General features: G+C 68.0%; 25 protein-coding genes. 4 read left to right on the forward strand and 21 right to left on the reverse strand.

Annotated features, from left to right (window positions below):
- Window positions 1-3: 3 nt before the first annotated feature.
- The 13 genes from Verru16B_RS01775 to Verru16B_RS01830 form a co-directional block, all read right to left on the reverse strand.
- Window positions 4-477, reverse strand: a complete 474-nt coding sequence (locus tag Verru16B_RS01775) for a hypothetical protein (protein WP_069960681.1) — start codon at window positions 475-477, stop codon at window positions 4-6.
- Window positions 456-2,024 (reverse strand): cytochrome b N-terminal domain-containing protein, encoded by a 1,569-nt coding sequence (locus Verru16B_RS01780; protein WP_069960682.1) that lies wholly within the window; start codon window positions 2,022-2,024, stop codon window positions 456-458. The genes Verru16B_RS01775 and Verru16B_RS01780 overlap by 22 nt, the downstream gene beginning before the upstream one ends.
- Window positions 2,025-2,210: 186 nt before the next feature.
- Window positions 2,211-3,212 (reverse strand): SCO family protein, encoded by a 1,002-nt coding sequence (locus tag Verru16B_RS01785; protein ID WP_069960683.1) that lies wholly within the window; start codon window positions 3,210-3,212, stop codon window positions 2,211-2,213.
- A gap of 105 nt (window positions 3,213-3,317) precedes the next feature.
- Complete coding sequence (locus Verru16B_RS01790) at window positions 3,318-5,036, reverse strand: cbb3-type cytochrome c oxidase subunit I (protein ID WP_069960684.1); 1,719 nt, start codon at window positions 5,034-5,036, stop codon at window positions 3,318-3,320.
- A 13-nt stretch (window positions 5,037-5,049) separates the two neighbouring features.
- Entirely contained in the window at window positions 5,050-5,604 is a 555-nt protein-coding gene (locus Verru16B_RS01795; RefSeq protein WP_069960685.1) for a cupredoxin domain-containing protein, read from the reverse strand.
- Window positions 5,605-5,619: 15 nt separating this feature from the next.
- Window positions 5,620-5,769, reverse strand: a complete 150-nt coding sequence (locus Verru16B_RS18515) for a hypothetical protein (protein WP_169829266.1) — start codon at window positions 5,767-5,769, stop codon at window positions 5,620-5,622.
- A gap of 4 nt (window positions 5,770-5,773) precedes the next feature.
- The gene (locus tag Verru16B_RS01800) at window positions 5,774-7,189 is read right to left on the reverse strand and encodes a mechanosensitive ion channel family protein (protein ID WP_069960686.1); all 1,416 of its coding nucleotides are present in this window, start codon (window positions 7,187-7,189) and stop codon (window positions 5,774-5,776) included.
- A gap of 224 nt (window positions 7,190-7,413) precedes the next feature.
- Entirely contained in the window at window positions 7,414-7,905 is a 492-nt protein-coding gene (locus Verru16B_RS01805; protein WP_099093246.1) for a plastocyanin/azurin family copper-binding protein, read from the reverse strand.
- Window positions 7,906-7,950: 45 nt separating this feature from the next.
- Window positions 7,951-8,382: a hypothetical protein gene (locus Verru16B_RS01810; RefSeq protein WP_069960688.1), complete on the reverse strand. Its 432-nt coding sequence runs from the start codon at window positions 8,380-8,382 to the stop codon at window positions 7,951-7,953.
- Between the two features lie 9 nt (window positions 8,383-8,391).
- Window positions 8,392-9,114, reverse strand: coding sequence for an SCO family protein (locus tag Verru16B_RS01815; RefSeq protein ID WP_083270025.1), 723 nt, complete (start codon window positions 9,112-9,114; stop codon window positions 8,392-8,394).
- Window positions 9,111-9,905 (reverse strand): formylglycine-generating enzyme family protein, encoded by a 795-nt coding sequence (locus Verru16B_RS01820; protein WP_083270026.1) that lies wholly within the window; start codon window positions 9,903-9,905, stop codon window positions 9,111-9,113. Before Verru16B_RS01820 ends, Verru16B_RS01815 begins: the two co-directional genes overlap by 4 nt.
- A 126-nt stretch (window positions 9,906-10,031) precedes the next feature.
- A complete protein-coding gene (nirK, locus tag Verru16B_RS01825; RefSeq protein WP_083270027.1) occupies window positions 10,032-11,531 on the reverse strand; it encodes a copper-containing nitrite reductase in 1,500 nt (499 codons plus the stop codon).
- Between the two features lie 84 nt (window positions 11,532-11,615).
- Complete coding sequence (locus Verru16B_RS01830) at window positions 11,616-12,443, reverse strand: YwiC-like family protein (protein WP_069960691.1); 828 nt, start codon at window positions 12,441-12,443, stop codon at window positions 11,616-11,618.
- Between the two features lie 226 nt (window positions 12,444-12,669).
- Here Verru16B_RS01830 and Verru16B_RS01835 point away from each other — a divergent pair, with 226 nt between their 5' ends.
- The gene (locus Verru16B_RS01835; protein WP_069960692.1) at window positions 12,670-12,906 is read left to right on the forward strand and encodes a hypothetical protein; all 237 of its coding nucleotides are present in this window, start codon (window positions 12,670-12,672) and stop codon (window positions 12,904-12,906) included.
- 179 nt (window positions 12,907-13,085) lie between these two features.
- On the opposite strand, the gene tatC is transcribed toward Verru16B_RS01835, so the two are convergent.
- On the reverse strand, window positions 13,086-13,886 hold the full coding sequence (gene tatC, locus Verru16B_RS01840; protein ID WP_157772124.1) for a twin-arginine translocase subunit TatC: 801 nt from the start codon (window positions 13,884-13,886) through the stop codon (window positions 13,086-13,088).
- Window positions 13,887-14,061: 175 nt separating this feature from the next.
- On the opposite strand from tatC, the gene ppdK reads away from it, so the two are divergent.
- Together ppdK and Verru16B_RS01850 are read left to right on the forward strand one after the other, a co-directional pair.
- Entirely contained in the window at window positions 14,062-16,845 is a 2,784-nt protein-coding gene (gene ppdK / locus Verru16B_RS01845) for a pyruvate, phosphate dikinase (protein WP_069963551.1), read from the forward strand.
- 205 nt (window positions 16,846-17,050) lie between these two features.
- Entirely contained in the window at window positions 17,051-17,998 is a 948-nt protein-coding gene (locus Verru16B_RS01850) for a TlpA disulfide reductase family protein (RefSeq protein WP_069960694.1), read from the forward strand.
- A gap of 121 nt (window positions 17,999-18,119) precedes the next feature.
- Here Verru16B_RS01850 and Verru16B_RS01855 read toward each other — a convergent pair whose 3' ends face one another.
- The 3 genes from Verru16B_RS01855 to Verru16B_RS01865 all read right to left on the reverse strand — a co-directional run bounded on the left by Verru16B_RS01855 (window position 18,120) and on the right by Verru16B_RS01865 (window position 20,307).
- A complete protein-coding gene (locus Verru16B_RS01855; protein ID WP_157772126.1) occupies window positions 18,120-18,707 on the reverse strand; it encodes a hypothetical protein in 588 nt (195 codons plus the stop codon).
- A 377-nt stretch (window positions 18,708-19,084) separates the two neighbouring features.
- On the reverse strand, window positions 19,085-19,948 hold the full coding sequence (locus Verru16B_RS01860) for an alpha/beta hydrolase family protein (RefSeq protein ID WP_069960696.1): 864 nt from the start codon (window positions 19,946-19,948) through the stop codon (window positions 19,085-19,087).
- Between the two features lie 98 nt (window positions 19,949-20,046).
- Window positions 20,047-20,307 (reverse strand): hypothetical protein, encoded by a 261-nt coding sequence (locus Verru16B_RS01865; protein ID WP_069960697.1) that lies wholly within the window; start codon window positions 20,305-20,307, stop codon window positions 20,047-20,049.
- A 126-nt stretch (window positions 20,308-20,433) separates the two neighbouring features.
- On the opposite strand from Verru16B_RS01865, the gene Verru16B_RS01870 reads away from it, so the two are divergent.
- Entirely contained in the window at window positions 20,434-20,997 is a 564-nt protein-coding gene (locus Verru16B_RS01870) for a MauE/DoxX family redox-associated membrane protein (RefSeq protein WP_218918801.1), read from the forward strand.
- A gap of 49 nt (window positions 20,998-21,046) precedes the next feature.
- Here the strand turns inward: Verru16B_RS01870 and Verru16B_RS01875 are convergent, their stop codons facing one another.
- From Verru16B_RS01875 to Verru16B_RS01890, 4 genes are all read right to left on the reverse strand, one after another.
- Entirely contained in the window at window positions 21,047-21,466 is a 420-nt protein-coding gene (locus Verru16B_RS01875) for a hypothetical protein (RefSeq protein ID WP_069960698.1), read from the reverse strand.
- Between the two features lie 109 nt (window positions 21,467-21,575).
- On the reverse strand, window positions 21,576-22,691 hold the full coding sequence (locus tag Verru16B_RS01880; protein ID WP_069960699.1) for a hypothetical protein: 1,116 nt from the start codon (window positions 22,689-22,691) through the stop codon (window positions 21,576-21,578).
- Window positions 22,692-22,794: 103 nt separating this feature from the next.
- Window positions 22,795-23,766, reverse strand: a complete 972-nt coding sequence (locus Verru16B_RS01885; protein WP_069960700.1) for an alpha/beta hydrolase — start codon at window positions 23,764-23,766, stop codon at window positions 22,795-22,797.
- A gap of 181 nt (window positions 23,767-23,947) precedes the next feature.
- The gene (locus Verru16B_RS01890; RefSeq protein WP_069960701.1) at window positions 23,948-25,189 is read right to left on the reverse strand and encodes a multidrug effflux MFS transporter; all 1,242 of its coding nucleotides are present in this window, start codon (window positions 25,187-25,189) and stop codon (window positions 23,948-23,950) included.
- Between the last annotated feature and the right edge of the window lie 83 nt (window positions 25,190-25,272).

Raw genomic sequence — 25,272 nt, forward strand, 5'->3', positions numbered from 1 at the left:
CGTTCAAGGCTCGAGTCGGTATCCCGTGGCGGAATCGAACGACAGCACCACCAGCTTTCCCTCCACGGCGAGGACTTCCCCGGTCCATTCCTGGCGGGGCGCGCCCGGGGCCGCGCCGCGCGCCACGCTGACGGCGATACGATGCCCCCCGGGGGCCAGCGGCACGCGCCATTCGCCCACGGAGGCCCCGTCGGACTTCACGCCTTTGGGCCGGTAAACCTGCTGCTGGACGAGACCGTCCACGTCCACGCTGACGACCACCACCGTGCGCCCGCGACCGGCGGGCGCGGTGGCCCGCATGTGGACCGGCCGGTCATCCTGCTCCGGGGCGGCTCCGCCCTGTTCCACCCGGCCGCCCAGGGCCCGGAAGGTAAAGATGAATTCCGCCCCCGCCGGGGCCGGATTGCGAAAAGGGGCGTCGCTTGCCGCCAGCAACGCGGCCAGCGCCACCGCCGTCAGGACGGTCGCCGCCAGCACCGCCCGGAGCCGGCCCCCGCCTGAACCGGCGCGACCGGTTGGCGTTCGCGCAGGCGTTGCGCGGCCGTCGTGAGCAGGTGCGACCGCAGCGGGTCAAAATTGACGTGGGCGGTCCTGCGCGGATCGGCGCGGTTGGGCCGGAAGGCCGGTTCGCGCGTACCGTCGAGGCGGGCGGGCATCCAGCGGTTGCCCTCGCGGGCGAAGGCCTCGGCCGACCCGCAGCCCACGATCAGGACCGCCGCCGCCCCCTTGCTGATGAGGCGCTCCAGCAGCTTGGGTTCGACCCAGCCCGAGCACGGGACGGGGCGCACCGCATAGCCCGGCAGGCGCCGGGCCCACGCCACGTGGTCAAACAACTCCCAGCCGCCGCCGGTCTGCGCGCAAACGAGCGCGAGCGCCGGCGGCGTACCGCGCTCCACGCCCGCGACCACGAGCCCCTCCAGTTCCCTCGCCACCTGCTGGGCGTCAAACCACGCCAGGCCGATGCCCTGTGTGTCGCAGGAACCCGCACAGATGCCGCAGCCCACGCAGCGGTCGGGATCGACCTGCGCCTGGGAGGGAAACGGCTTGCCGTCGGTGCGGGGCACCATGGTGATCGCGCCGAAGGGGCAATCGTGCGAGCAGAGCGTGCAGGCAAAACACCGGGAGACATTGACCGTGGCCTGGAAGACCGCGCGCGGCCGGCGCCGGGCCAGCCACGCCGGCACCGTGAGCAGCCCGGCCGCCGCCAGCGCGGTCGCCAGCCACAGCCCCCCGCCGGAGAGGCGCGCGGTGATCGCGAGCGGCCAGAGATACCACCAGTCCATGGTCAGCGCCACGGGCTTCACCGCCATCTGCGCCACCGGGGCGTTGGCCGCGGGATAGACCGCCGCGGCGAGCAGCACCGCGCCCGCGAGCCAGGCAATGAGCCGCCAGTCCGGCAGCCACTGCGCCCGGCTCAGGCGCGCCACATGCAGCACCAGCCCCGCCGCGACCCCCAGCGGCAGCGCCATGTGCAGGAAGAAGACGACGAAGAACAACAGCGATGGCACCGTCCGGTCCGAGGTGAACAGACGCTGCAGCGGCTCGCCGAAGACCGGCAGCACGTCGAGGACCTTCATCGTGTCCAGCGCCAGCAACTGGGCCCGCTGGTCCCAGACCAGCCAGTAGCCCGTCCAGCCGATGAACCAGACCAGGGCGATCAGCCCCAGACCGCTCACCCACGCAAGCCAGCGCGCGTCGGCGAACTTCCGCGCCAGCAGCGCACGCCCCGCATGCGCCAGCACCAGCAACATCGTGAGGTCCGAGGAGTAGCGGTGCACACTGCGCACGATGCCGCCAAGGGAACGCGGCCCGAGGTCGGCCAACGAGTGCCAGGCCGACTGCACGCTCGCCGAATACCAGACCAGCATCAGCACCCCGGAGAGCGTGGCCAGCAGCAGCATGACGTTGGCCGCGGGCCCGAGGTGGGCCAGCGGGTTCACTTCCCGCGGCAGCCATCGCTCAAGCAGCGTGTCGGTCCTCGTCAGCAACCCGTCACCCGCGGCGAGCACGCGGGCGCCGCGCACGGGCGGCGGTGGCGGCGAGGAACCCGGTGGTTGCGGCGAAGTCCCCACCGCATCGGCCAGGGCCTCGCAGTCCGGCTCAGGATGCGCGTGCCTGCTCATGCGCCCCTCCCTCCGGACGACCCGATCCCCAGGTAGTTCAACAGACTACTTGATGCCCGGGGACGGGACCGGTGTGGGCGGGAGGGGTTATTGGGCAGGAATGGGGGCATGGGATTCAAGCAGGAGTTGCCGCAGGCCGGCGCGGAGCCACGCCCGGTGGCGCGGATCCAGCGTGAAGCGGTAGGCGATCCGGCCGGAGCGGTCGACGAGCAGGAACAGGTTGGCGTGGTCGAGTACCCCGGTCTCGGGATTGCGGGTGACGGAGAACTGGAGCCGCTTCAACACGTCGCGCATCCCGGCGGGATCACGGCCGTTGACGTAGCGGAACTCCGGGTAGGTGAAGCCGCGGCCCTCCGCCATCGCGGCCATGATCTCGGTGGTCTCGTATTCCGGGTTCAGCGAGAGGGCGACGACGCGCAGGTCCGCGCGCTCGGCGGCAGTGAACTCAGTCAGCAGGGCCTGGACTTCCTTGAATATCTCCGGGCAAGTCGTGGAGCAGGCGGCATAGACGCCGGTGACCAGCACCACCTGCCCGCGCAGGTCAGCCAGGCGGAAGTCCATGCCGCGCTGGTCGAGCAGCGGCGCATCGGGCACGGCGAGGTTCACGCGGATGCGGGCGCCGGGGAACGGGGGCAGTTCCTGGGCGCGGGCCGCATCGAGCCGGGCGTAATAGACCAGCCCGGCCACGCAGATGGCGATCACACCAAACCCGGCCGCGGCGGCTCGGGTATGCGCGAGCCAGAGCCGCGGATCGCGGAGCGGCACGATGACCTGGCGCCACAGCACCACCGCCGCACCGACAATGAAGCAGGGCTCCAACATCATCACCGACACGGCCAGCCACGAGATGCCGCCGGTGCGCGGGTCGCCCCGGTAACACCAGAGTTGGAAGTCGCGCACAAAATCCCCCAGCAAGCCGCCCTCGGTCGGCCCGAAGATCGTCAGCAGCAGGAACCCCTCGTAGGCCGCCAGTGCCGTGAACAGGAACACCAGCAGGCCCGGCCCGGTGAGAAACCGCTCGCCGGGCGAGTCAACGTGGGCCGGCGCCGGGATGATGGCCGGCCCGGGTGCGTGGGTGGGGGTGAGCATGGGAGCGGGTGAATTTGTAGGGCGGGGTCTCCGAACCCCGCCTTCGTTCGATCGCGATATCTCGTTCGTGGCGGGGTTCGGAGACCCCGCCCTACCGTTCCGGCCTCAGCGCACCGGCCAGACGTCGGCCAGGGCCTTCCAGTTCGCGAAGTAATACACCGCGAAGCAGGCGAGGAAGAGGATGGTCAGGACGATGGTGCCCTTGGTGGCGTAATGGTCCTGGGCCAGCGAACCGGCCGCACTGCCCGCCAAGGCCGGCGGCGTGCCCCAGTCCGACATGGCTGTGCCCGCGCCGATCTTCCGGCCGAAGAACAGCGTGCCCACGCAGAGCAGCACGAAGGTGAGCAGGCCGAGGAAGGCGAGCACACCGCCGATGCCAAGCACGCCGAGCCAGAGATGCGCGGCGGGGCCGTAGATACCCTGCGCGTCGATATCCCAGCTGCGCCGCGAGACGCCCATGGAACCGGCAAACGACATGCCAAAGGACATCAGCGTGATGCCGAGACCGAACAGCCACGGCTGCCAGCGGGCGACCCCGCGCAGGATGAAATCGCGCTGGAAGATCAGCGGGATCACGTAGTAGGCCAGGCCCATGAAGGCCAGCGAGGTGCCGCCGACCACCGTGACATGAAAATGCCCGGGGATGCGCAGCGTGTTGTGCGCGATGATGTTGATCTGCTGCGTGCCGAGCGTGACCCCCGTGATGCCGCCGAGGAAACCGAAGATGATGACCGACAGGACGGTGGCGGAAAGCGCGGGATTTTTCCACGGGAGGGCGGTGACCCAGCCGAAGATGCCGCGCGTGTAGCCCTTCTCGCGCATGGCGATCTCGATGCCGGCCGGCACGGTGAAGCCGTGGATCATCGAGGCCAGCACGGCGAGATACATGGCGTAGGACGTGTTCCAAATCTTCCACGTGGCCCCGACGCCCGGGTCGACCAGCAGATGGTGGGCCGAGGCGAGGTTGATGAAGAGGATGTAGAGCACGAAGGCGGTGCGGCACACAGCCTCGTTGACCGGGCGTGCGCCCAGGATGACGTGCGAGAGCAGATACCACACGCTCACCATCGCGCAGACATTGACCTGCTGCGACTGGTGGCCGAGGCCCCACCAGATGAGGCGATACCAGGCCGGGTCGGGCTGGGGCGTCCAACCCATCGAATAGGTGAAGGTCGGGATCATCACGATGGCGCCATGGAGCAGCGTGACGACGGCGATGATGGCCGCGGCGGTGGCGCCAAAGGTGACGATCGGCACCGAGCCGGTATAGGCCTGGTCCCGCTTGGCCACGTAGAGCGTGGCAAAGAAGTTGAACACGCCGATGAGCGTGCCCACCGCGACGAGGATGATGCCGAGGTAGAACAGCGGGTGCGCCAGCAACGGCAGGTAGGAGGTCATCATCACGTCGGCCTGCCCCGCGAGGATGATGTAGTCCACCATCACGCCGCCGGTGAGCATCATGCCGAACGAGACCCACGCGACCTTCCTGGAAAAGAGCCGGGCGTTGAGCGGCGTGGTGCAGGCGAAGTAGAGGATGGCGACCTCGAAAAAGAGGATCCACAGGATCAGCATGTTGATGCCGTGGAAGGTGAGGATGCGGTAGAACCAGTCCGCCGGCAGAAGGTGCACGGTCTGCCAGCGGGTGAGGGCCAGCAGGAGCGCGGCGATGCCGCCGAGCAGGAGGAAGACGATGCCGACGACGGCATTGAGCTTGATGAAGCGCTGGGCGTCGAGGCAGACGCTCAGGCCGGTCGTGCCGCAGACGCGGCCGGGGACGCCGGGCGCGGTGAGCGCGTGGGAGGAGGAAGCAGGGGCGGTGGTCATGGCGGGGAGACGGTTACTCGACGAAGATTTTCCCGGTCATGGCATGGTGGCCGATGCCGCAGAATTCGTTGCAGACGATGGTGAACTCGCCCTTGGACGTCGGCGTGATGGTCAGCACGTGGTCGTAGCCGGGGAGAACCTGGAAGTTCATGTTGAGCGGCTGGAGCGAAAAGCCGTGCTGGAGGTCGAGCGCGGAGAGGTGCAGCCGGTAGGTCTCGCCCACGCGCAGGCGGAGGGCGGGCCACCACTGCCACATCCGGCCGGTGATGTAGGCGTCGCCGCCCGGGGGCGGCTCGGCGATGGGCAGCTCCGGCACGAGCGCGTTGGCCTCGACGGTGTTCCTGAACGTGCCGACGCGGTTGGCCTCGACGAACTTCTCCGTGCGGGCGAGGAAGTCGGCGGGCGTCACGGCATAGGCCTCGCCGGTGCTGTTCTGTTTGCCGCGGAAATGCCAGTAGGGCATCATCAGCGACATCACGAAGCACCAGAGAAGGGCAAGGCCGAGCCAAAGCTTCTCGTGGCCGGCCGGGGCATGGAACCAAGGGGTGGTAAGGGGACGCAGGCTCATAAAGGGGGACTCCGGTCAGGGCAGCAGCGCCGGTTTGGTGAGCATCAGTTCGATCCAGCCCCACGCGGTGTAGGACAGGAAGGGGATGAGGACGCCGAGCACGAGCAGCAGCCACGGGTTGTCGAGGAGCCGCTGCCACGGATGGATCTTGGGTTCGTTGTTCATGAATTCAGACGGGTTGGGGTGAGCGGTGCCGCCACGTGCCGATGCAGCGCAACATGACCGCGAGGAAAAGGAGGCCGCCGGCCACCGCCACGAGGCCGCCGAGGCCCATGACGCCGAGGCCGAGGTATTCGCCGACGGAGCGCACGTGCTGCTCCGCGCCGTATTGCTTGCGGCCGAGCCCGTAGGCTCCGGCGAGCGCGAAGCCGAGGCCGAAGACCGCCTGGCCGCAGCCGAAGCACAGGAGCTGGACCCGGCGCCAGCGCATCGCGGGCGGGGCCCCCGCCGACGTCGCGGCGCAGAAATCATAGGCGGCCGTCATCAGCGCCAGCGTCACCGCGCCGATGGCGCAGTGATAGTGACCGGGCACGAGCGTGCTGGAGCCGCGGATAAGCGAGCCGAGGATGAAGCCGAGCACGGTCAGCGTGGCACTGCCGGCCAGACCGACCAGGCGCCAGTTGCCGGCGGCGGCGCGCTGCGCCCAGTGCCGCCCCACGTGCCGGAGGCCGAGGCCCAGCACGATCAGGACGACCGGGAAGATCGTCCACCGCATCAACTGCGTCGCTGTCTCGGTGTAGGCCGGACGGGAGGTGCCGGCGAGCGCGAGCAACGGCAGCACGCCCTGCGGCAGCACGAGCGCGGCCAGCAGCCAGCGGATGGCCGCGGGTGAAATCACGGTGTGCCCCGACCAGCGGTGCAGAAGCATCAGCCAAAGCCCCAGCATCATCGCGACGTTGGCGACCTGCAGAACATGGCCCCCACCCCAGGCCAGCAGCTCGTAATAACCGATGGCCGGCAGGCCGGGCAGCGTCGTGCGCCAGGCGGCGATGAAGGTGGCAAGCGCCACCAGGTTGGCCAGCGCGGAGGCGCGGAGCGCGACGAGCGCATCATCGGGCAGGATGCGGGGGCACGCGGCCGGGGCCGCGAGGGCCCCGGCGAAAAACACCCCCGTGCCGGCGAACCAGCAGACGAGGCCGCCGATGAAGACCGGGTGATCGATCACCGGCACGTAATTGGCCAGGACCGGCTGGGCGCCGGGCATCACCGCGCCGGCGAGCAAGCCGATCACGCCGGCGAAGGCCAGCGCGCCGGCGACGACCTTGCCGACCCGCGGGATCGCCGCGCCCAGCGCGAGGGCGAGGAAGGTCGCGGCTCCGGCCTGGAACCAGACGACCATGGCGAGATCCACATGCACCACGAGCGCGCGCTTGAAGAAAAGCGGGTCGGTGAACAACCAGCCCATGAACGGCAGCCGACCCACGACAAGGGTCAAGGACAGCAGCCCGGCCAGCACGAGGCTGCCCACCGCCAGGAGAAACCAGAAACGCGCGCCCGTGGCCGCCAGCCGGGACCCGACGACGCGATCAGGCGGTTCGTTGGCGAGGGCGGGCGAAAACCCGGCAGGGACATGGACCGTGGGCATGGAAGGGGTTTACCCGAAATCGCGCCCGGCCGCCTTGATGCGAATCAAGGGACCGGAGCTTTGGGCGTCATTCTCCTTCGCGTTCCGGATGAGACGAACCCGCCACCTTGCCGGAGCCTGCTGGCGGACGATCCGGGACCGTCTCAACCGGCGAGCGCCGCGCATCGCCTGCAAGCAGGCTCCTCGCGCCAGCCCCCCCATCCCAGCTTGAACGCGACCAGGACTCATGGGCGGACGATGAGCTTGCCCTTCATCAACGCGGCGTGGCCGGGGAACGTGCAGAGGAAGGGATACTCGCCGGGTTGGGCAGGCACCGTGAATTCGATGGTATCGCTCTCGCCGCCGCCGAGGATCCGGGTGTGCGCCAACACGGCGGACTTATCGTCGGGGAGATAGTCGGGCATCCTCGCGGCGGCGGAAGCGGCGAAGGCGAGCACGGCCGCGTCGTCGCGGGGCGTGAGCAGGACCCAATTGTGCCCCATCGCCTGTTTGGGCATCCGGCCCAGGTTGGTGAGGGCGACGCGCAGCTTCTCGCCGGGCTGGGCGCGGATTTCCGTCAGGTTGAATTTCATCGTGTCATTCGCGGTGATCTCGATGGTCCGCACCCCGTCGGCGGGGGCCGCGCTGGGAGCGGGGGCTTCGGACTTGCCGCAGCCGGTGAACAGGAGGGAGGCGCCGGCGACGAGCGCCAGCAGAATTCGGGTTGGGTGGTTCATCGCCCGCAGCCTACCGGCGCGGACCGCCGGCCGCCTTGACGCGGGTCAAACCTCCGGCACTTCCGCGGGCATTGCGGGGCAGAGGCGGTCGAACAGACCGATCTCGCGGCGAGCCACCCGCCGCAACTGCTGGCAGAGCTCCCCGACGCTGGCGACCTTGTCCGTCGGGGTGAGCGCGGGGTCTTCGCTCTGGGCCCAGATCAGGGCCTCGAGCAGGGACTGCTCCAGCGCGGCGAAATAATAACGGAAGGGGTTGCCCTCGCTGCGACATTCGGGGCGTTCGCCGACCCGCTCAGGGCGCGCCCCGCGGCCGGGCTCCGGGGAGAGAACCTCGGCCAGCGTGTGGTCGAAGAGATAGACCAGCGTATCGGGCCGGGCCAGGGCGGTCGGCGCCTTTTCCAGACGCAGCAGCGCCTCCCAACGCGCCCGGATTTCCGGCCGCCGCCGCTCCAGGGCGTGCCGCAGTTCCGGTTTCATCGGGGCAGGTCAGCGGGCGGCGGCCAGGGCCCGCACCGTCTCGTCGAGCCCGCCCTGCAGGCCGGTGCGCTGGTGCACGACCTCGCCGGCGGGATTGAGGATCGTGATGAGATTCGAGTGGGCGAACATGCCGTCGGCCTCCTGCCGGTACTTCACGCCCAGCAGCGCGGCGAGTTCCCGGACCGCGCCGTCGTCGCCGTGCAGGAGCGTCCACGAGGCGTCGAGCTGGCGCTGGCCGCGGTAGAGGGCGAGCGCGGCCGGGGTGTCGCGCACGGTGTCGAAGGACACGAGCACGAACGCCGCCCGGTCCCGGATCGCCGCGGGGAGCTTCGCCCGGATGGCCTGCATGTCCGTGAGCAAAAGCGGGCACGCGTAGCCGCAGGAGGCGAAGAACATCGTGAGCACGACGGGCCGCCCGCGCAGCGCGCCGAGGGCGAACGGCTGGCCGCGGTCGTCGGTGAAGGTGGCGTCGAGCTGGTAGAGGGAGGCGGGGGAGAAATTTTGGATTTGTGAGTCTCGATTTTCGATTTCTGTCACTGAGCAGCACGCGTCTTTCTTCTCGGGTTCGGTCGGACAACACGCGGCCGATTTGGGTGCGGGCTCGGCGGCGCAGCAGGCGGCGGGTTTGTCTTCTTGTAGGAGCGTGCTGGCACGCGACGGGCTCAAGGCATCGCCTGCAAGCAGGCTCCTACAAATGGCCAGGGCCAGGCAGAGGGTGATTTTCGTTTTCATGGGAGGGATGACGCGCAGCGGAAGCCGAGCGAGGTCGTGGTATTGTTGGCCTGGAGGGAGGAGCGCAGGGCCGAGCGCATGAAGGCGGCGTAGTCGCTGGTGTCCTTCGCCCCGGCGGCGCCGGCGCCGCAGAAGAGGTCGCGCTCGAGGCCGGTGTCGGCGCGCGATTCCCCGGTGACCATGGCGGTGTTGAAGTCGTCCACCCACTCCCACACGAGGCCGTGCAGGCCGCGCACGCCGTGCAGCGTGGCCCGGGCGGTGGCGACGGACGGCAGGATGTCCGGCACGGGCCGGGCGAGCCAGGCGTAGAGGTCGCGGTTGAAGGCGGGTTCGTTTTTCCCCGCGGGCGTGGTGTAACCGGCCGCCGCCGCGAGTTCCCACTCGGCGGTGGTGGGCAGGCGCTTGCCGGCCCAGCGGGCGTAGGCGCGCGCGGCGAACCACGAGACCCGCACCACCGGGGCATCGGCCGGCGCCCGCGCGCCGGGCTCGAGGTCACCCGCCCAGTGCCCGAGGTAGGAGGCGTCGGCGAAGAGCGGGCTCACGGCGGAGCGGCGCCACTTCGGGACGGCGGTGACGAAGGCGAGGAAGTCGGCGTTGGTCACGGGCCGCTCGTCGAGCCGGAAGGCCGCCACGGGCACCGACTCCGGATCCTGGGTGGAACGTTGCACGGGCACGTAGGCTCCCGTCGGGATGGACTGCATCCCGACGGAAGCATCTACGGCTTCACACCTACCCGCCACCGCGCTGGCGAGCGCCAGGGCAATCCGTAAGCTGCGGGTGATGGAATTCATGAGGAGGGTTTGGTTGTAGGGCGGGGTCGCCGACGAAGGCTTGGCGGAGATGGCGAAGCAACCCCGCCGCGAACGTGATAGCGCGCTCGGACGAAGGCGGGGTTCGGCGACCCCGCCCTACAGTTTTTAATGCGCCTCGTTCTTCACGCGGCGGACGTCGTCCACGGTGTAGGGCTCGCCGGCGTTGCCCCAGCTGTTGGTGACGAAGGTGAGGACATCGGCGACCTGCTCGTCGGTGAGCGGCTGCGGCGGCATGGCGCTGTTGTAGGCCACGCCGTTGACGGTGACCGGCCCGGTGAGGCCCTTGAGCACGATGCGGATCGCGCGGTCGCGGTCGGCCTTGAGGAAGTCGGAACCGGCGAGCGGCGGGAAGACGTTGGCCATGCCCTTGCCGTCGGGCAGATGGCAGGCGAAGCAGCTCGCCATGTAGGTCTGCTTGCCGCGCTCGAACTGCACCTCCTTGGTGAGGCCGGCAATGGCGGGGTTGGCGCGCATCTCGGCGGCGATCTTTTCCTTGAGCTCGGCCTCGCGCTTGGAGGAATCGGTGCCGGCCTCGGCCTGCGAGCCGAAGTAGACGGCGTCGATCTCCTTGCCGGAGTAGATGACGCGGTCCTCGGGCCCGGAGGCCTTGAGCATGCCGAGGGCGCCCTTGTTGAAGGCGCGGCTCAGCGAGTGGTCCACGAGCACGTAGGTGCCGGGCACATCCAGCTTGAACTCGACGATGGCGGCGCCGCCGGACGGGATCATCGTGGTCTGCACGTGCTCCTGCACGTATCTCATGCCGCCCTCGGGCCAGACCTTGTCGAAGATCTCGCCGATGACGTGGAAGGACGACGTGAGGTTGGGGCCGCCGACGCCGAAGTAGATGCGCACGCGCTCGCCGACCGCGGCGGCGAGGGCCTTGTCGCCGACGAGGGAGCCGACGGCGCCGTTGAACAGGACGTAGGTCGGGTGCTCGTCGATGGACTTGGCCATGTCGAAGTTCTGCAGGCCGGGGGCGCCGAAGGTACCCTGGGTGTAGAACTCGCCCTGCATCACGTAGAATTCCTTGTCCACCGGCGGCAGGCCGTCCTTCGGCTCGACGAGGATCAGGCCGTACATGCCGTTGCCGATGTGCATGGGCACGGGGGCGGTGGCGCAGTGATAGACGTAGAGGCCGGGGTTGAGGGCCTTGAAGGTGAATTTCGAGCCGTGGCCGGGCGCGGTGAACGTGGACGCCGCGCCGCCGCCGGGCCCGGTCACGGCGTGCAGGTCGATGTTGTGCGGAAGTTTCGAGGAGGGGTGGTTGTTCAGCGTGAACTCGACGATGTCGCCCTCGCGGATGCGGATGAACGAGCCGGGCACGCTGCCGCCGTAGGTCCAGAAGGTGTACTCGGCGCCGTCGGCGATCTTCATGACCACCTCGCGCACCTCGAGGTTCACCACGACGCGGGCGTTGTGCTTGCGCGCGATCGGCGGCGGCACGTGCGGCGGGGAGGTGAGGATGGCCTGCTCGACGGGCAGGGCCTGGACGGCGGCCGGGAGGACGACCGGGCCCTGGACGCCGGTGGGGCCCTCGGAGGCAAAAGCGGAGGCGGTCAGGGTCAGACCAAGGAGGGCGGCGGGTAACACGTGGATTTTTTTCATGGCGGGTGGGATTCTGGGGGTAAGCTTACAAGAGAGGGCGGTGCGGTGCCTTGATGCGGATCAAGCCTTCCGGGATTGCGGGGTTCAGAGGGAAGGCCAGAGGCTGGAAATCATGACCACGTAAAGGAGGCCCAGTGCCGCCTCCATTTGCCCGATCCGGCGGGCCGGCCAGGCGGGGCGCCACGGACCGGTGAGCCACAGCGTCCGGGTGAACAACACGGCCCCGCACCCGGCGGCGACCGCCGGCGACAGCTTGGCCGTGACCAGCGCCACCAAGACCAGCAGCGCGACCCCGGCGGACCAGACGGACAGGCCGGCCCCGGCCGGTTCCCCCTTGGCGCTGCGCAGGCAGCTGCGGACCGTGAGAATGGCCGGGAGACTCCGGGCCGCCGCGACGGTCGCGAGGGCCAGCGCGACGGCCGGTCCCGCTCCGGCGAGCGTGGCGACGGCGGCGGGCACAAAGGCAAAGGCCGCGCAGCCCGCGAGCTCAGCCGCGGCGGCCCGGGAATTGTTCCGGCCGTCATACCAGACGAACAATCCGCCAAACGGAACCGCCAGCAGGAGTGGCCACAATGCCGGCCCTCCGCCAAGCACCCCCGCCTCGAACAGACCCGCGCCCGCCAGCGCGGTCCACATGAACAGCGTCTCGCGCGCGGTCACCCGGCGTGCACCGTTCACCGGGTCGAAGGCCGCCTTCAGGGGACGCCGTGCAAAAAAGCCCGCGAGCACCGCGGCCGCCAGCGCGCCGCCGGCCCAGGACGGCGCCACGAGCAAACCGAGCGCCAGCGGCTCAAGGGCCAGCGACCACGAGCCATGCTCCTTCGGCAAGAACACGGAGCTGGCCGGCCGGGCCGCGATCCCGGCGGGGATCGGTGGGGGAGCGGGGCTGATGTATCCAAGGGTGGCGTCCATGCCTCCAGTATCGGCCAATACCGCCCGGAACACCTTGATGCACATCAAGACCCGGCGCTTTCGCGGATCGGCCGTCCCTGTAGCGGCGGTCTATGACCGCCGGGCGAGAGCGCCATCCGACCCGTCGGCGGTCATAGACCGCCGCTACAGAAAACCGCCGAGCCGGCCTGCCGGACCGCCCAAGTTTCGGTTGGACAAAGCCCCGCCGGCTCCTTGAGTTGCGGGCATGTCATCGTCCGAGAAAAAGCCGTTCAATGTCGTCAGCCTGGTCATCGACCTGGTGCTCACCGGCATCGCCTTTGTGATCTTCTACTCGCTCGTGCACGTCCACGTGCCCTCCCATGATCCGGCGATGATCAAGCTCTGGGGCGGCCTGACCGCCGGCTGCATGGCCGGCGTGTTCTGGATCGCCTGGAACATGTTCAAGGTCGTCTTCAAGTTCCAGCGCGCCTCGCGGAAGTAAGCGGGGAGTCAGTTCGGTTCACCCACCAGCCCGGTCTTCACCGGGCTTTTTTATTATCCTGAGTTCCCCGTGACCATGGCCTCAGGCCGGTCCGCCGGTGATTCCCCACCGAGACCCCTGAGACCCGAAGCCAATTCCTGCCTCCGTGTCTTCGTGTCTCTGTAGTTCAACTCTTACCCTCACTCCTTCCCCACCCGCCGGCCGATGAAGGCCGAGACCCAGATCGAGAGCTCATAGAGCACGATCAGCGGGAGGGCGAAGAGGCACTGGTTGAGCGGGTCGGGCGTCGGCGTGACGATCGCGGCGATCACGAACATCACGATGATGGCGTGGCGCCGGTACGTGCGCAGCGTCTTCACCTCGATCAGGCCCATGTACACGGCCAGCACCACCAGCAGCGGGAACTCGAAGGCCGCGCCCATGCCGAGCGTCATCCACATCAGCAGGCTGTAATACTTGTCGGCCGTCCACATGATGGTGTAGCCGAGCAGCTCGTTGAGCTCAAAGGCCACGCGGATCGTGCTCGGCGTGAGCAGAAAATACCCGAAGGCCGCGCCGGCCAGGAACAGCAGGAAGGCCGCGAGCCCGGTCGGAACGATGACCCGCAGCTCCTTCTTCGTCAGGGCCGGGGCCACGAACTGCCCGAGAAAGAACAGCCAGAGCGGCAGGGACAGGATCACCCCGCCCATCAGACAGATGTTGATGATGACCGTGAACACGCCCATCGGGGTGTTGGTCACCAGGTCGGTCTTCATGGCGGGATACTCCGCCTGGATCTGCTCCAGCGGCCAGTTCAGCAGCACCGCGGCATCCTTCATCTGGTAGGCGATGAGCGTGACAAAGAGGGCGAAGACCACCGCACACTTGATCAGGGTGCCGCGCAGCTCCTCCAGGTGCCCGAGAAAACCCATGGGCTTGCCGCCGGCCACGGCCGGGGGGCTGCTCTCATCGTATTCATCCACTGGGGGTTGCTGGCTCAAGGAAGGACCTGACAAACACCTTTCCCCGCATCTCGCAACACCTGTGTTTGCCGTCGGATCGACCCCGGGCCCGGTCCGCGCCCCCCGGCGGATTTTGCTCGGTCCGGCCGCCTCCGCCGTTGACACCCCCCCGGCGGACCGCTCCGATGGCCGTTCCCCATTCTTTTCCACAACCATGGCCAAAAAAACCTCCGCCAAGAAGCCCGCCAAAAAAGCGGCCCCGTCCAAATCGAAACCCGCCGCCAAGGCCCTCAAATACGTCTACACGTGGGGCGCCGGCAAAGCTGATGGCAACGGCTCCATGAAAGCCCTGCTCGGCGGCAAGGGCGCCAACCTCGCCGAGATGACCCGCATCGGCCTGCCCGTGCCTCCCGGCTTCACCATCACCACGGAGGTCTGCACCTATTACTACGCCAACAAGCGCACCTACCCGGCCGCGCTCCAGGCCCAGATGGAGGCCGGCGTTGCCAACATGGAGAAGATCATGGGCACGAAGTTCGGCGCCACCAACGGCATGCCGCTCCTCGTCGCCGTCCGCTCGGGCGCCCGCGACTCGATGCCCGGCATGATGGACACCATCCTCAACCTCGGCCTCAACGACCAGACCGTCGTCGCCCTCGAGAATTCCACCAACAACCCCCGCTTCGCCTGGGATTGCTACCGCCGCTTCATCCAGATGTACGGCGACGTCGTCATGGGCGTCCAGAAGAAGGAAGGCGAGGACCACGAGCCGTTCGAGACGGTCATCGAGGGTTTCAAGCACGAGAAGTACCACGCCGACATCGAGGACTCCAAGCTCACCGCCGAGGACAACAAGGAGCTCGTCAAGCGCTTCAAGGCCCTCGTCGCCGAGCGCACGGGCAAGCAATTCCCGAACAGCCCCTGGGACCAGCTCCGCGGCGCCGCCGGTGCCGTGTTCGGTTCCTGGATGAACGACCGCGCCAAGGTTTACCGCGCCAAGTACAACATCCCCTCCGAGTGGGGCACCGCCGTCAACGTCCAGGCCATGGTGTTCGGCAACACCGGTGAGACCTCCGGCTCCGGCGTCGCCTTCACCCGCAACCCCGCCAACGGCGTCAACGAGTTCTACGGCGAGTTCCTCATCAACGCCCAGGGCGAGGACGTCGTCGCCGGCGTCCGCACCCCGGAGCCCGTCCTCGAGCTCAAGAAGCAGATGCCCAAGTCCTACGCCGAGCTGCTCAAGGTCCGCGCGACCCTCGAGAAGCACTTCAAGGATGTGCAGGACGTCGAGTTCACCATCCAGGACGGCAAGCTGTTCATGCTCCAGACCCGCAACGGCAAGCGCACCGCCGCCGCCGCGCTGAAGTTCTCCATCGATATGGTGAAGGAGAAGCTCATCGACTGGAAGACGGCCGTCATGCGCAACCCGGCCGACCAGCTGGAGCAGCTCCTCGCCCCGATCTTCGACCTCGCCGAGGTCAAGAAGGCCGCGGTCATCGCCACCGGCCTCCCCGCCGGCCCCGGCGCCGCCACCGGCAAGATCTACTTCAACGCCGAGCGTTCCGTCCAGGCCGCCGAGAAGGGCGAGAAGGTCCTCCTCGTCCGCGTCGAGACCTCCCCCGAGGATCTCCGCGGCATGATCGCCGCCGAGGGCATCCTCACCGCCCGCGGTGGTGTCTCCTCCCACGCGGCGCTCGTCGCCCGCCAGATGGGCAAGGTCTGCGTCTGCGGCGCCGCCGCCCTCCAGATCGACTACGACAAGAAGACGGTCACCGTCTCGGGTCACACCTACCACGAGGGCGACTTCCTCTCGATCGACGGCACCTCCGGCACCGTGTACGCGGGCCAGATCAAGACCGCCCCGTCCGAGATCATCGCCGGCCTCGTGAACAACGACGCCGCCGCCAAGGCCACCGAGAAGTTCAAGAGCTTCACCCAGCTCATGAAGTGGTGCGCCCAGGCCACCAAGCTCAGCGTCCGCACCAACGCCGACACCCCGGAGCAGGCGCGCATCGCCGTCGCCTTCGGCGCCGTCGGCATCGGCCTCACCCGCACGGAACACATGTTCTTCGAGGGCGACCGCATCGACGCCATGCGCGAGATGATCCTCGCCGACTCCCTCGGTGGCCGCGAGGCCGCCCTGGCCAAGCTCCTCCCCTACCAGCGCGAGGACTTCGTCGGGATCTTCAAAGCCCTCAAGGGCTTCCCGGCGACCATCCGCTTCCTCGATCCCCCGCTGCACGAGTTCCTGCCCCACTCCAAGGAGCAGCAGATGGACCTCGCCCGGAAGCTCAACATCCCGGTCGAGAAGATCATGCACCGCGTCCACGAGCTGCATGAGTTCAACCCGATGCTTGGCTTCCGCGGCTGCCGCCTTGGCATCAAGTTCCCGGAGATCACCGCGATGCAGGCCCGCGCCGTCATCGAGGCCGCCGTCGAGGCCAAGAAGCAGGGCTTCAAGGCCAACCCCGAGATCATGATCCCGCTGGTCGGCTTCAAGAAGGAGCTCGATCTGCAGGTCGCCGTGGTCCACGAGGTCGCCGCCAAGGTGTTCGCCGAGCAGAAGACCAAGGTCGCCTACTCCGTCGGCACCATGATCGAGGTCCCCCGCGGCGCGCTCACCGCCGACGAGATCGCCAAGACCGCCGAGTTCTTCAGCTTCGGCACCAACGATCTCACGCAGACCTGCCTCGGCATGTCCCGCGATGACTCCGGTTCCTTCCTCGCCCCCTACCAGGAGGCCGAGGTCTTCAAGAAGAACCCGTTCGCCTCGGTCGACCAGACCGGCGTCGGCCAGCTCATGAAGATCGCGATCGAGAAGGGCAACCAGACCCGCCCCGGCATCAAGCTCGGCATCTGCGGCGAGCACGGCGGCGACCCGGACTCCGTGAAGTTCTGTCACCAGATCGGCCTCACGTACGTGTCCTGCAGCCCGTATCGCGTCCCCGTGGCGCGCCTCGCGGCCGCCCAGGCCGCCATCGCCGACGCCAAGAAGTAAGCCCGTTCTTGTAGGAGCCTGCTTGCAGGCGATTCCTTTCAAGCCCCGGTCCTGACGGACCGGGGCTTTTTTATTTCGGCCCGGGAGCCACCCTGCATCCGGCCCTGTCGGGTGGGCGGCGAGCTTGCTCGCCACCCACGGCCTGGCAGCCCTGCTTCCGAAACCGGCTCGACGCCCTGCGCCGCGCCCCGTAGGCTGGCCGGTCATGAAACTCCGCCTCTTCCTCGCGGCGCTCGCCGCTTCCCTCACCCTTTTCTCCGCCGCCCCGGCCCAAGACGCCGCCCCGGCCCCCAGCCCGGCCCTGACCGAGCTCCAGGCCCTGGTCGAGAAGATCACCACCAAGCTGCGCGCCGGCAGCCGCACGGCCGAGGCCCTCGCGCCCGAGCTCGCCGAGTTCGACGGCCTCCGCGCCAAGTACACCGAGAAGAACGAGGACACCGCGCAGATCGCCATCATGCACGCCATGCTCTACGCGCAGGTGCTCAATGATGAGGACAAGGCCCGCACCCTCCTCGCCGCCCTTGTGGCCGACTACCCCGGCACGAAACCCGCCGAGATGGCCGCACGCGTGCTCGAGCAGATGAGCCCCGAGGCCCGCGCCGCCGCCGAGGCCGCCCAGGCCGAACGTGAGGCCAAGCTCAACGCCCTCGTCGGCCAGCCCGCCCCCGCCCTCACCTTCAAGTGGTCGTCCAAGGAAGGCCTCAAGACCCTCGCCGACCTCAAGGGCCAGGTCGTGGTCCTCGACTTCTGGGCCACCTGGTGCGGCCCCTGCATCTCCTCCTTCCCGCAGGTCCGCGAGCACGTCACCCACTTCGCGGGCGCGCCCGTCACCTTCCTCGGCGTCACCAGCATCCAGGGTTTCGTGGCCAACATGGGCCCGCGCATCGACACCAAGGGTGACGAGGCCAAGGAAATGGCGCTCATGACTGATTTCATGAAGGCCAAGGAAATGACCTGGGACGTGGTCATCAGCGACCAGGAGGTCTTCAACCCCGACTACGGCATCGAGGGCATCCCCTTCGTGGCGATCATCGCCCCGGACGGCACCGTGCGCCACACCGGCCTGCACCCCGGCGACCCGGAGTCCGATATCACCGCCAAGGTCGTGGCCCTGTTGAAGGAATTCAACCTCCCGCTGCCCGCGAAGTCCTGAGGGTGGAACCCGCGCTCCACGCGGGTTGACCGCCCCCGCTGCAAGCCCCGCTCCTCCCGGACCGGGGCTTTTTCTTTCGCGGTGGCGCCGACTGGCCCGGCGCAACCGAACGCCGATCCCGTCACACCCCGAGTTGCGCCTGCATCCGGGCGGTGCACTCCGGACAGATGGTGTGCGCCAGCCGTGGCAACGGCGTTGCCCGCAGCAAATCCGTCGACTGCACCGCCGCTTCCATGGAGTGCCAGAATCCGTCAGGCAGGAGCACCCGTTGGCACCAGCTGCACATGCCCAGCTCGCGTGCTTCATCCCGGGGGGCTTCACATTCCAACAAGCTGACCGACGGTCGGGCCTCCTCCGCCACCGGCACGGAGCTGAACTCCACTTCGCCGTCCGGCAGCAGGGCGATGCTCATGCGGAAGGTCCGCCGCTTCGTCGCCGTGTCGCAGCGGTAGAGGAAGTGCACTGGCCTTCCCGCTCTCACGTGGGACACCAGACAACTGTAGATTTCCCGCACCATGGCGTCGTGGACGAAATCCCACAGTTTCCGGCCCAGCACTCGCTCGGGGAGAAGTTCATCGGCCTTCTGCTCCTTCGCATGCATCATCCAGGTGAAATTCACGACGGTCAGGCAGTCGGCCGCATCAATGCGGTAGAGCAAAGCCGACCGGGGCAGCCCAGCCGTACCTGACGGACGCAGGACGGGGATCACCCCACCACAATACATTCCGTAGAACGCTAGGCAAGACCGGCCACGCTTCCAGCTTCTGCAGGCCAGGGTGGAGTGCGCCGCGATTCCTGAATCGCCCCCACGCTCGGGCCGGACCCCGGATCGTGCGCCCGTTTCGCCGCCGACACCGTCCGGCATAGGTAGAAACACGTAGCGAATGCGCTGACCCCAACTTCACACCTTTGGCCATCCCCGCACCCGCTTGCATGCTACCGGCTTGGTCGGAATGGTGCAGTCAATGGGGGATCAGCGCGCGGGCGCGCGTTACCGAGCGCCCACGGAAGGCCGGCTCCACCCCCGCACCCGCCCTCCCGCCTTCGGGTGAAGTCGAGTCCATTTCGTGGTTAAACCGGATCGCGTTAAAGCGTCCGCTCAAACCACGCCACCGTCAGTGCCCGCGCGCGCGCCGCGTGGCCGAGCTCGGGCTGGAACACATTGAAGATGTGGTCCGCCCCGCCGATCAGCACGGCCTCCGCGGGGGAGCCGGGCAGGACGGAGGCGGGCCGCGCGGCAAGGATCTTCATCAGCTCGTCCTCGCGGTGCGCCAGGTAATCGGCCGAACCCCGGACCGCGAGCAAGGCGCCGGGATACTTCGCCAGCGCCTCGTCGAAATTGAAACCGCGGAAACTCTCATAGAACTCGCGCTTGGTTGTGAGCGTTTTCCAGCCCGGGATCTCCTGCGTCGCCTCGCCGTCGCGCAACGCGCGTTGCGCCGTCTCGTCATTCGCCCACAACGCAAACAGATCGCCGCTCGGGGCCGACCACACGGCGATCGACTTGAACCAACCCGGGTGCCGCGCGCCGGTCACGACGGCCGTCGGCGCGCCGAGACTGAAGCCGAACGCCCCGACGCGCCCGGTCGCCACGCCGGCTTGCTGCAGCAGCCAGGCGTGGGCCGCGGCGGCATCCTCCAGCCGCGTGATGAAGGTGGACTCGATCTTCGTGCGGGCCTGATCGCCTTCGCCCCGAAAATTGATCCGCAACGAGGCGATGCCGCGTTCGGCCAGCCCCTGCGCCAGCAGCTTCAGGCTGCCGCCCGCATCGTCCATGTCCGAGGCCATGCCGTGAAACAGCAGCACCGTGCGCCCGTCCCACACGCCCTCGGGCGTGACCCAGGCGCCCCGCACTTCCGGTGCGATCTCGACGAAAGTCTCGCCGGCCCGCCCCACCAACCCGGTGAGCACCACCAGCAGCCCGATCCTGAACCAGTTCGAGATTGTCATGACCCTGCCATGCCGGATCCCACCCGGGCGGGCGAGGAAAACCCGCTCTCACGCTGACACCCGGCGTTCGTTTCACCTCGGACACCGCGACGTGAGGATTAGCCCGGCCGGATGACGACTCCATCGGTCTCGGCCGGCCGCATCGACGTCATCCGGGGCGCGGTGGCTTGCACGCGTTCGGCGGACTCCCGCAGTTGCCGTCCGACCCGCAGCACCACGAGGCACACGTTCTCCCGCACCACGCAATCATCCGTGCCCACCCAGCAGCCCCGTCGCTCCGCCTCCAACCACGCCTCGTCGCAGATGATCTGCCGGTTCGCCGGCAGTTGGATGAAAAGAATGGACGCAGACTGGCTCATGACGATCGGGGTACTTCGAGGGCGAACCCGGCCACTTTAACCCTTCCCAACCCGCGGCACACTGGGGTGTAGCCCTAAGGGCCGGGCGGGACCTTTGTCGCCAACCCGGGTCTGAACAGCACGAGCATGCAACTTCCACCCTACAAGGCCCCCCACCCCACCGGTCCGGCCCGGCGCCTCCCCGACACCCTCCACCTCCTGAAAATCCAACTGCGCGACTACGTGCCGTTGCTGGCCCTGCTCGCCGTCACCGTGCTCGCCGCCTCGGCCAAGGACGCCTCCTACGGCCCCGACGGCCGGCCGCTGCGCTGGATGCACGACTTCATGGGTTTCTTCCTGCTCGTCTTCGCGCTGCTGAAGCTCTTCGACCTGCCGGGCTTTGCCGACGGTTTCCAGAAATACGACCTGCTCGCCAAACACTCGCGCCGCTACGCGCTCGCCTATCCCTTCATCGAACTGGCGCTCGGTCTGGGCTACCTGTCGTTCTGGCGCCCGCCCACCGTCTACCTCGCCACCATGATCGTCCTCGGCTTCGGCGCGCTCGGCGTCATCACCGCCCTGGCACGGGGCCTCGACCTCAAGTGCGCGTGCATGGGCAGCGCCCTCAAGGTCCCGCTCTCGACCGTGGCGCTGGTCGAGGACATCGCCATGTTCGCGATGGCCGCCGGCCTTTGGCTGCGCCTGCACTAGGCGATGGCCCGCGTTGTAGCCGGGGTCGCTGACCCCGGTGATCGTGGCCTCACCGCGGCGCCCGCGCGCCCGCCTTGACCCCTGCCGTGCGAAGGGGGCCGTGGATTTCCTCGAGGTCAAACGGGATGCCCGACTCGCGCGGCTCGGTCGACGCCGAGAGCCAGGCCCGGGCGTGCAGTTCGCCCGCAAAGCGCCGGTGCAACAGCTTTCCCCCGAGCCGCATCGCGGCTTCCCAATACACGCTCATCCGTCCGGGCAGGGCCACCCGATAGAGCCGCGTGCCCCGCAAACCGGTCGACAGCCGCTGCCAGCCCGCCGGCAGACCCCCGCCGACACCGCTGCCGCCCGCCGCTTCCTCTCCTCCGTTCGCCGGCCGGCTGACAATGAAAGCCGCATCCAGCGTATCCTGGCGCAGCCGATAACCGCCGGCGAAAAACTCAGATGGGGCGGTGAGAAGGGGGGAAGCCATGACGCGGGAATCGTGCAATCCCCCTTATACCACTTCCGCATCCCCCGGCCTATAGGGTGCCCACCTACGTTACCCGTAATGTGAACAACTTTTTCCCGCCCGACGGTGTTTACCGCCGGTCCGGATGCTCGATCCACGGCAGATGCATCCGGCCCGTGCGCACCCGGAAGAATTCACGGCCACCCACCCGGGCCTTCTGGTATTGCTCGAAACGCACGGGATACGCGTAGGTAAACGCGGGCGCACCGGGGGTCATCGGTTCCAGGTGCAACACATACGTGGTCGAGCGTCCGCCCCGGCGCCGCCGGTGGGTGCGCTCCTCTTTCGCCGTTACCCGATACTCATGCACCGCCACGGGCGCCGCGTCGCGACTGCGGTTGTAATCATCCACAACCTGGATGCCGGACAACGGCAGGCCGATCAACAGGACCAAACCACATTCGGCCATCACGCGGCGTCCGCGGGAGGAACCGCGCAGCAGCCCCACCACCACCCCAAGAAGCGCGACGAACGCCCCGACCGCCACCCGCAGCCCGGGTTCGACCAGCGCCCACGGGTCAAAATACATCCGGCCGTGGCCCAGCGCGATCTCCCGGTGGAGCACCTCGACCAGTCCGGGTACACCGTACAAGGCGACCGACCACACCAGCGCCTCGACACCGATCGCCGTCCACAGGAAACGGTCGAAGCGGCGTGGCCCGGCCTCCCTCTCGGCCCGCCGGAGGACGCCGACGATGCGGTGGAGCGTCTGCAGGTCCTCGCGGGCGGCGTGCTCCAACTTGGCCGATTCGACCCAGAGGTGACGTCCATCACTGAAGATCCGCGCGGCATCCCGCGCCATGAGCGTGGAGACCGCCGTCCGGAACCCAGTGTCTTCCTCGAGCAATCGCTGCAACGTGGGATGATCACCCTCCACAAAGACCCGGCGGTCGAACGCCTCGTCGCCCGTCTCCACCTCCATGGTCAGCCCCATGGCCTTGAGGAAGCGGTCCACGCCGGACTCGGTTCGCAGCGAAAACACGAGCGTCGTCGGGCATTCGAGCCCCCAATAGAGTTTCACCAGCTCCTTGTGCCGGTTGCGACCCCGCCCGACGGTCTTGCTTTTCGTGAACAACACCTGCCGCGTATCGGCAAAAACCGAGGATTGCTCCACCCCTTGCCGCCGCCAAAGCAGGCGCGTCACGAAGACCACGGCGGCAAAGGCGAATCGGATCAGGACCCACATGGCGAGGCCGGCAACCTGCGGAAACGGCCGCGCCAGGGCAACCGGATTATCGCCGCCGCGCCCCGAGGGTCATTCCCAATTCCTCCTTCGTACTTCTTCCTTCTTACTTCTCCACGTCCCGGAACATCCAGCGCAGCATCTCCGGCAACAGCGCGCCGCCGTGCGAATCGTTGTGCGCGCCATCACCCCACTCGTGCCTCACGTCATAGCGCGGGCCCTCGAGCTTGCGGCGGTCCGCGCTGGTGTTGGCAAAGAGCAACGCGGCCAACATCTGCTGGTTTGCCAGGAACCAGCTGCCGTGCGGATTATCGAGGTCGTTCGAGCCATCCTGCAGGAAGATGCGGATGTTCTTCGGCGGGGTCTTGCGAATCAGCGTCGGGTAGAGGTCGCCGCCGGGGATCATGGGCTGGTTGCCGCGCGCCGGCTGAAATCCGATGGAGGTGTAGCTCCCGATCATGCTCAGGACCTTCCGAAACTGGTCGGGCCGCTCCCACGCCGTCGTCCACGCACAGATGGCACCGCTGCTCGTGCCGCCGATCACGCGCTTCTCCACGTCGTCACTGAGGTTGTAGGTCTTCTTCAGTTCCGGGATGAACTCCTCGGCGAGCATCCGGGCGTAGGCGTCGGTGAGCACATCGTACTCCTGGGCGCGGTTGTTCGGGTTGCTCATCGCGAGGTCATCGGGATAACGCTCACTCAGGTTGCCGGGCGTGATGAACAGGCCGATCATCACGGGAATCTCCTTCTTGTGGATGAGGTTTTCCATCACCTGGTCCACGCGCAGCGGTCCCTTGGGATTCAGCGCGCGCTGGCCGTCATGGAACACCAGCAACCCCGCCGGCTTCGCGGCGTCGTACTGCGCCGGCACATAGATCCAGTAGCGGCGCACCGTGCCGCGGATGATCTGGCTCTTCCATTCCAGCGGCCCGATCAGCTGGCCCTTGGGCACGCCCTCCTGCGGCAGCGAATCGGCGGTGAGCGGGTAGTCGCCCGGCTTCCGCGCGGGCGCCGCATCCTGGGCCAAAGCCAGGGAACCGAGGAACGAAAACAGGACACAGGTCAGGAGGTATTTCATGGGGTAAACGAGGGGGTGATTTGCGACAAAAGGCCTAGTCGGCACAAAACTACTCTTTGCGCTTTTTGGGCTTTTTGTGGCCAAACAGATTGGGGCCGGGGCGTGGGGTAGAAGCCATGACACGATTGCCGCGGTGGCCGCGACATCAAAGCGACAACTGCTCTCTTTGTAGAACGCCCCCTCACTCTGCCTGCCTGCCCCGCGTCCGCCCCATCGTCCACCACACCACCCCGCTGGCAAACGCACAGGCCGCCATCATCCCGGTCATCGGCCGCGCCGTGCCGTCGTGCAACCACCCCACCACCGCCCCGGCTCCCGCGCCGACGCCAAACTGGATCGTGCCCAGCAGCGCCGAGGCGCTGCCCGCCACCTCGCCGAAGGGCGCCATCACGATCGCCGCGATGTTGGGCGAGATCAATCCGCCCGCCGACAGATTCAGGAACAACAACACCAACAACAGCGGCAACCCACCCCACCCCGTCACCCCGGTGACCAGCAGGGCCAGGCCGACCAAGGCCAAACCCACCAGCGTCCCGTTCAGGATGGCCCGCAGCGCAAACCGCCGCAGCAGCAGACGGTTAAGCTGCGAGGCGAAGATGAGCGCCAGGCCCACAAAACCGAAGGCCAGCGCGTATTGTTTCGGACTGAGGCCGTGCAACTCGATCAGCACAAACGCCGAGCCCGCCAGGTAACAGAAGACCGCGCCGACCATGAAGCCCGCCACCAAGGCGGGGCCGATGAACCGCCGGTCACGCAACAGCCGGCCATACGTCCGGAACGCCTGGCCGATGCCCCCGGACGCGGGCGGCGTCCGCCGCGCGGTCTCAGGCAACGACCAGAAAACCGCCGCCGCGCAGGCGAGTCCGAGCCCGACGAGCATCCAGAAAATCCCCCGCCAGCCCGTCCAGTCGAGGAACAGCCCGCCAACCGAGGGCGCGAAGACCGGTGACACCGAGAGGATCACCATCAGCAGTGAGTACATCTTCGCCGAGTCCGTTTCGTTGAAATGATCCCGCACGACCGCCCGCGGCACCACCATGCTCGCCGCCGCCCCCAGCGCCATGACCAGCCGCCACGCCAGCAGCGCCGCCATCGACTCTGCCAACGCGCAGCCGACGCTCGCCAGCACGAAAAAAGCCAGGCCAACGAGCAGCGGTCCCCGCCGCCCCCAGCGGTCCACGATCGGGCCGAGGCAGGCCTGCCCCGCCGCCAGCCCAAGCAGGTAGATGGACAAGGTCTGCTGCACCGCACCCACATCCGTGCCCAGATCCAAGCCGATCGCCGGCAGGGCCGGCAGGTACATGTCGACCGCAAAGGGCCCGATCACCGTCAGCGCCCCGAGGATGAACACCAGTCCCCGGCCCGGTTGCCGCAGCGGCGGGACAGGCTGCGGAGCGGACGCGGAGGGATTGGTTTCGGCCATGAAGCGCCCCAAAGAGCAAGTCCGCGGCCAATTCGCAAACGGAACCACACGAACAGATGAATTAGAACCGCGAAGAACGCGGA

This window comes from Lacunisphaera limnophila (genome assembly GCF_001746835.1).
GTDB classification, from domain to species: domain Bacteria; phylum Verrucomicrobiota; class Verrucomicrobiia; order Opitutales; family Opitutaceae; genus Lacunisphaera; species Lacunisphaera limnophila.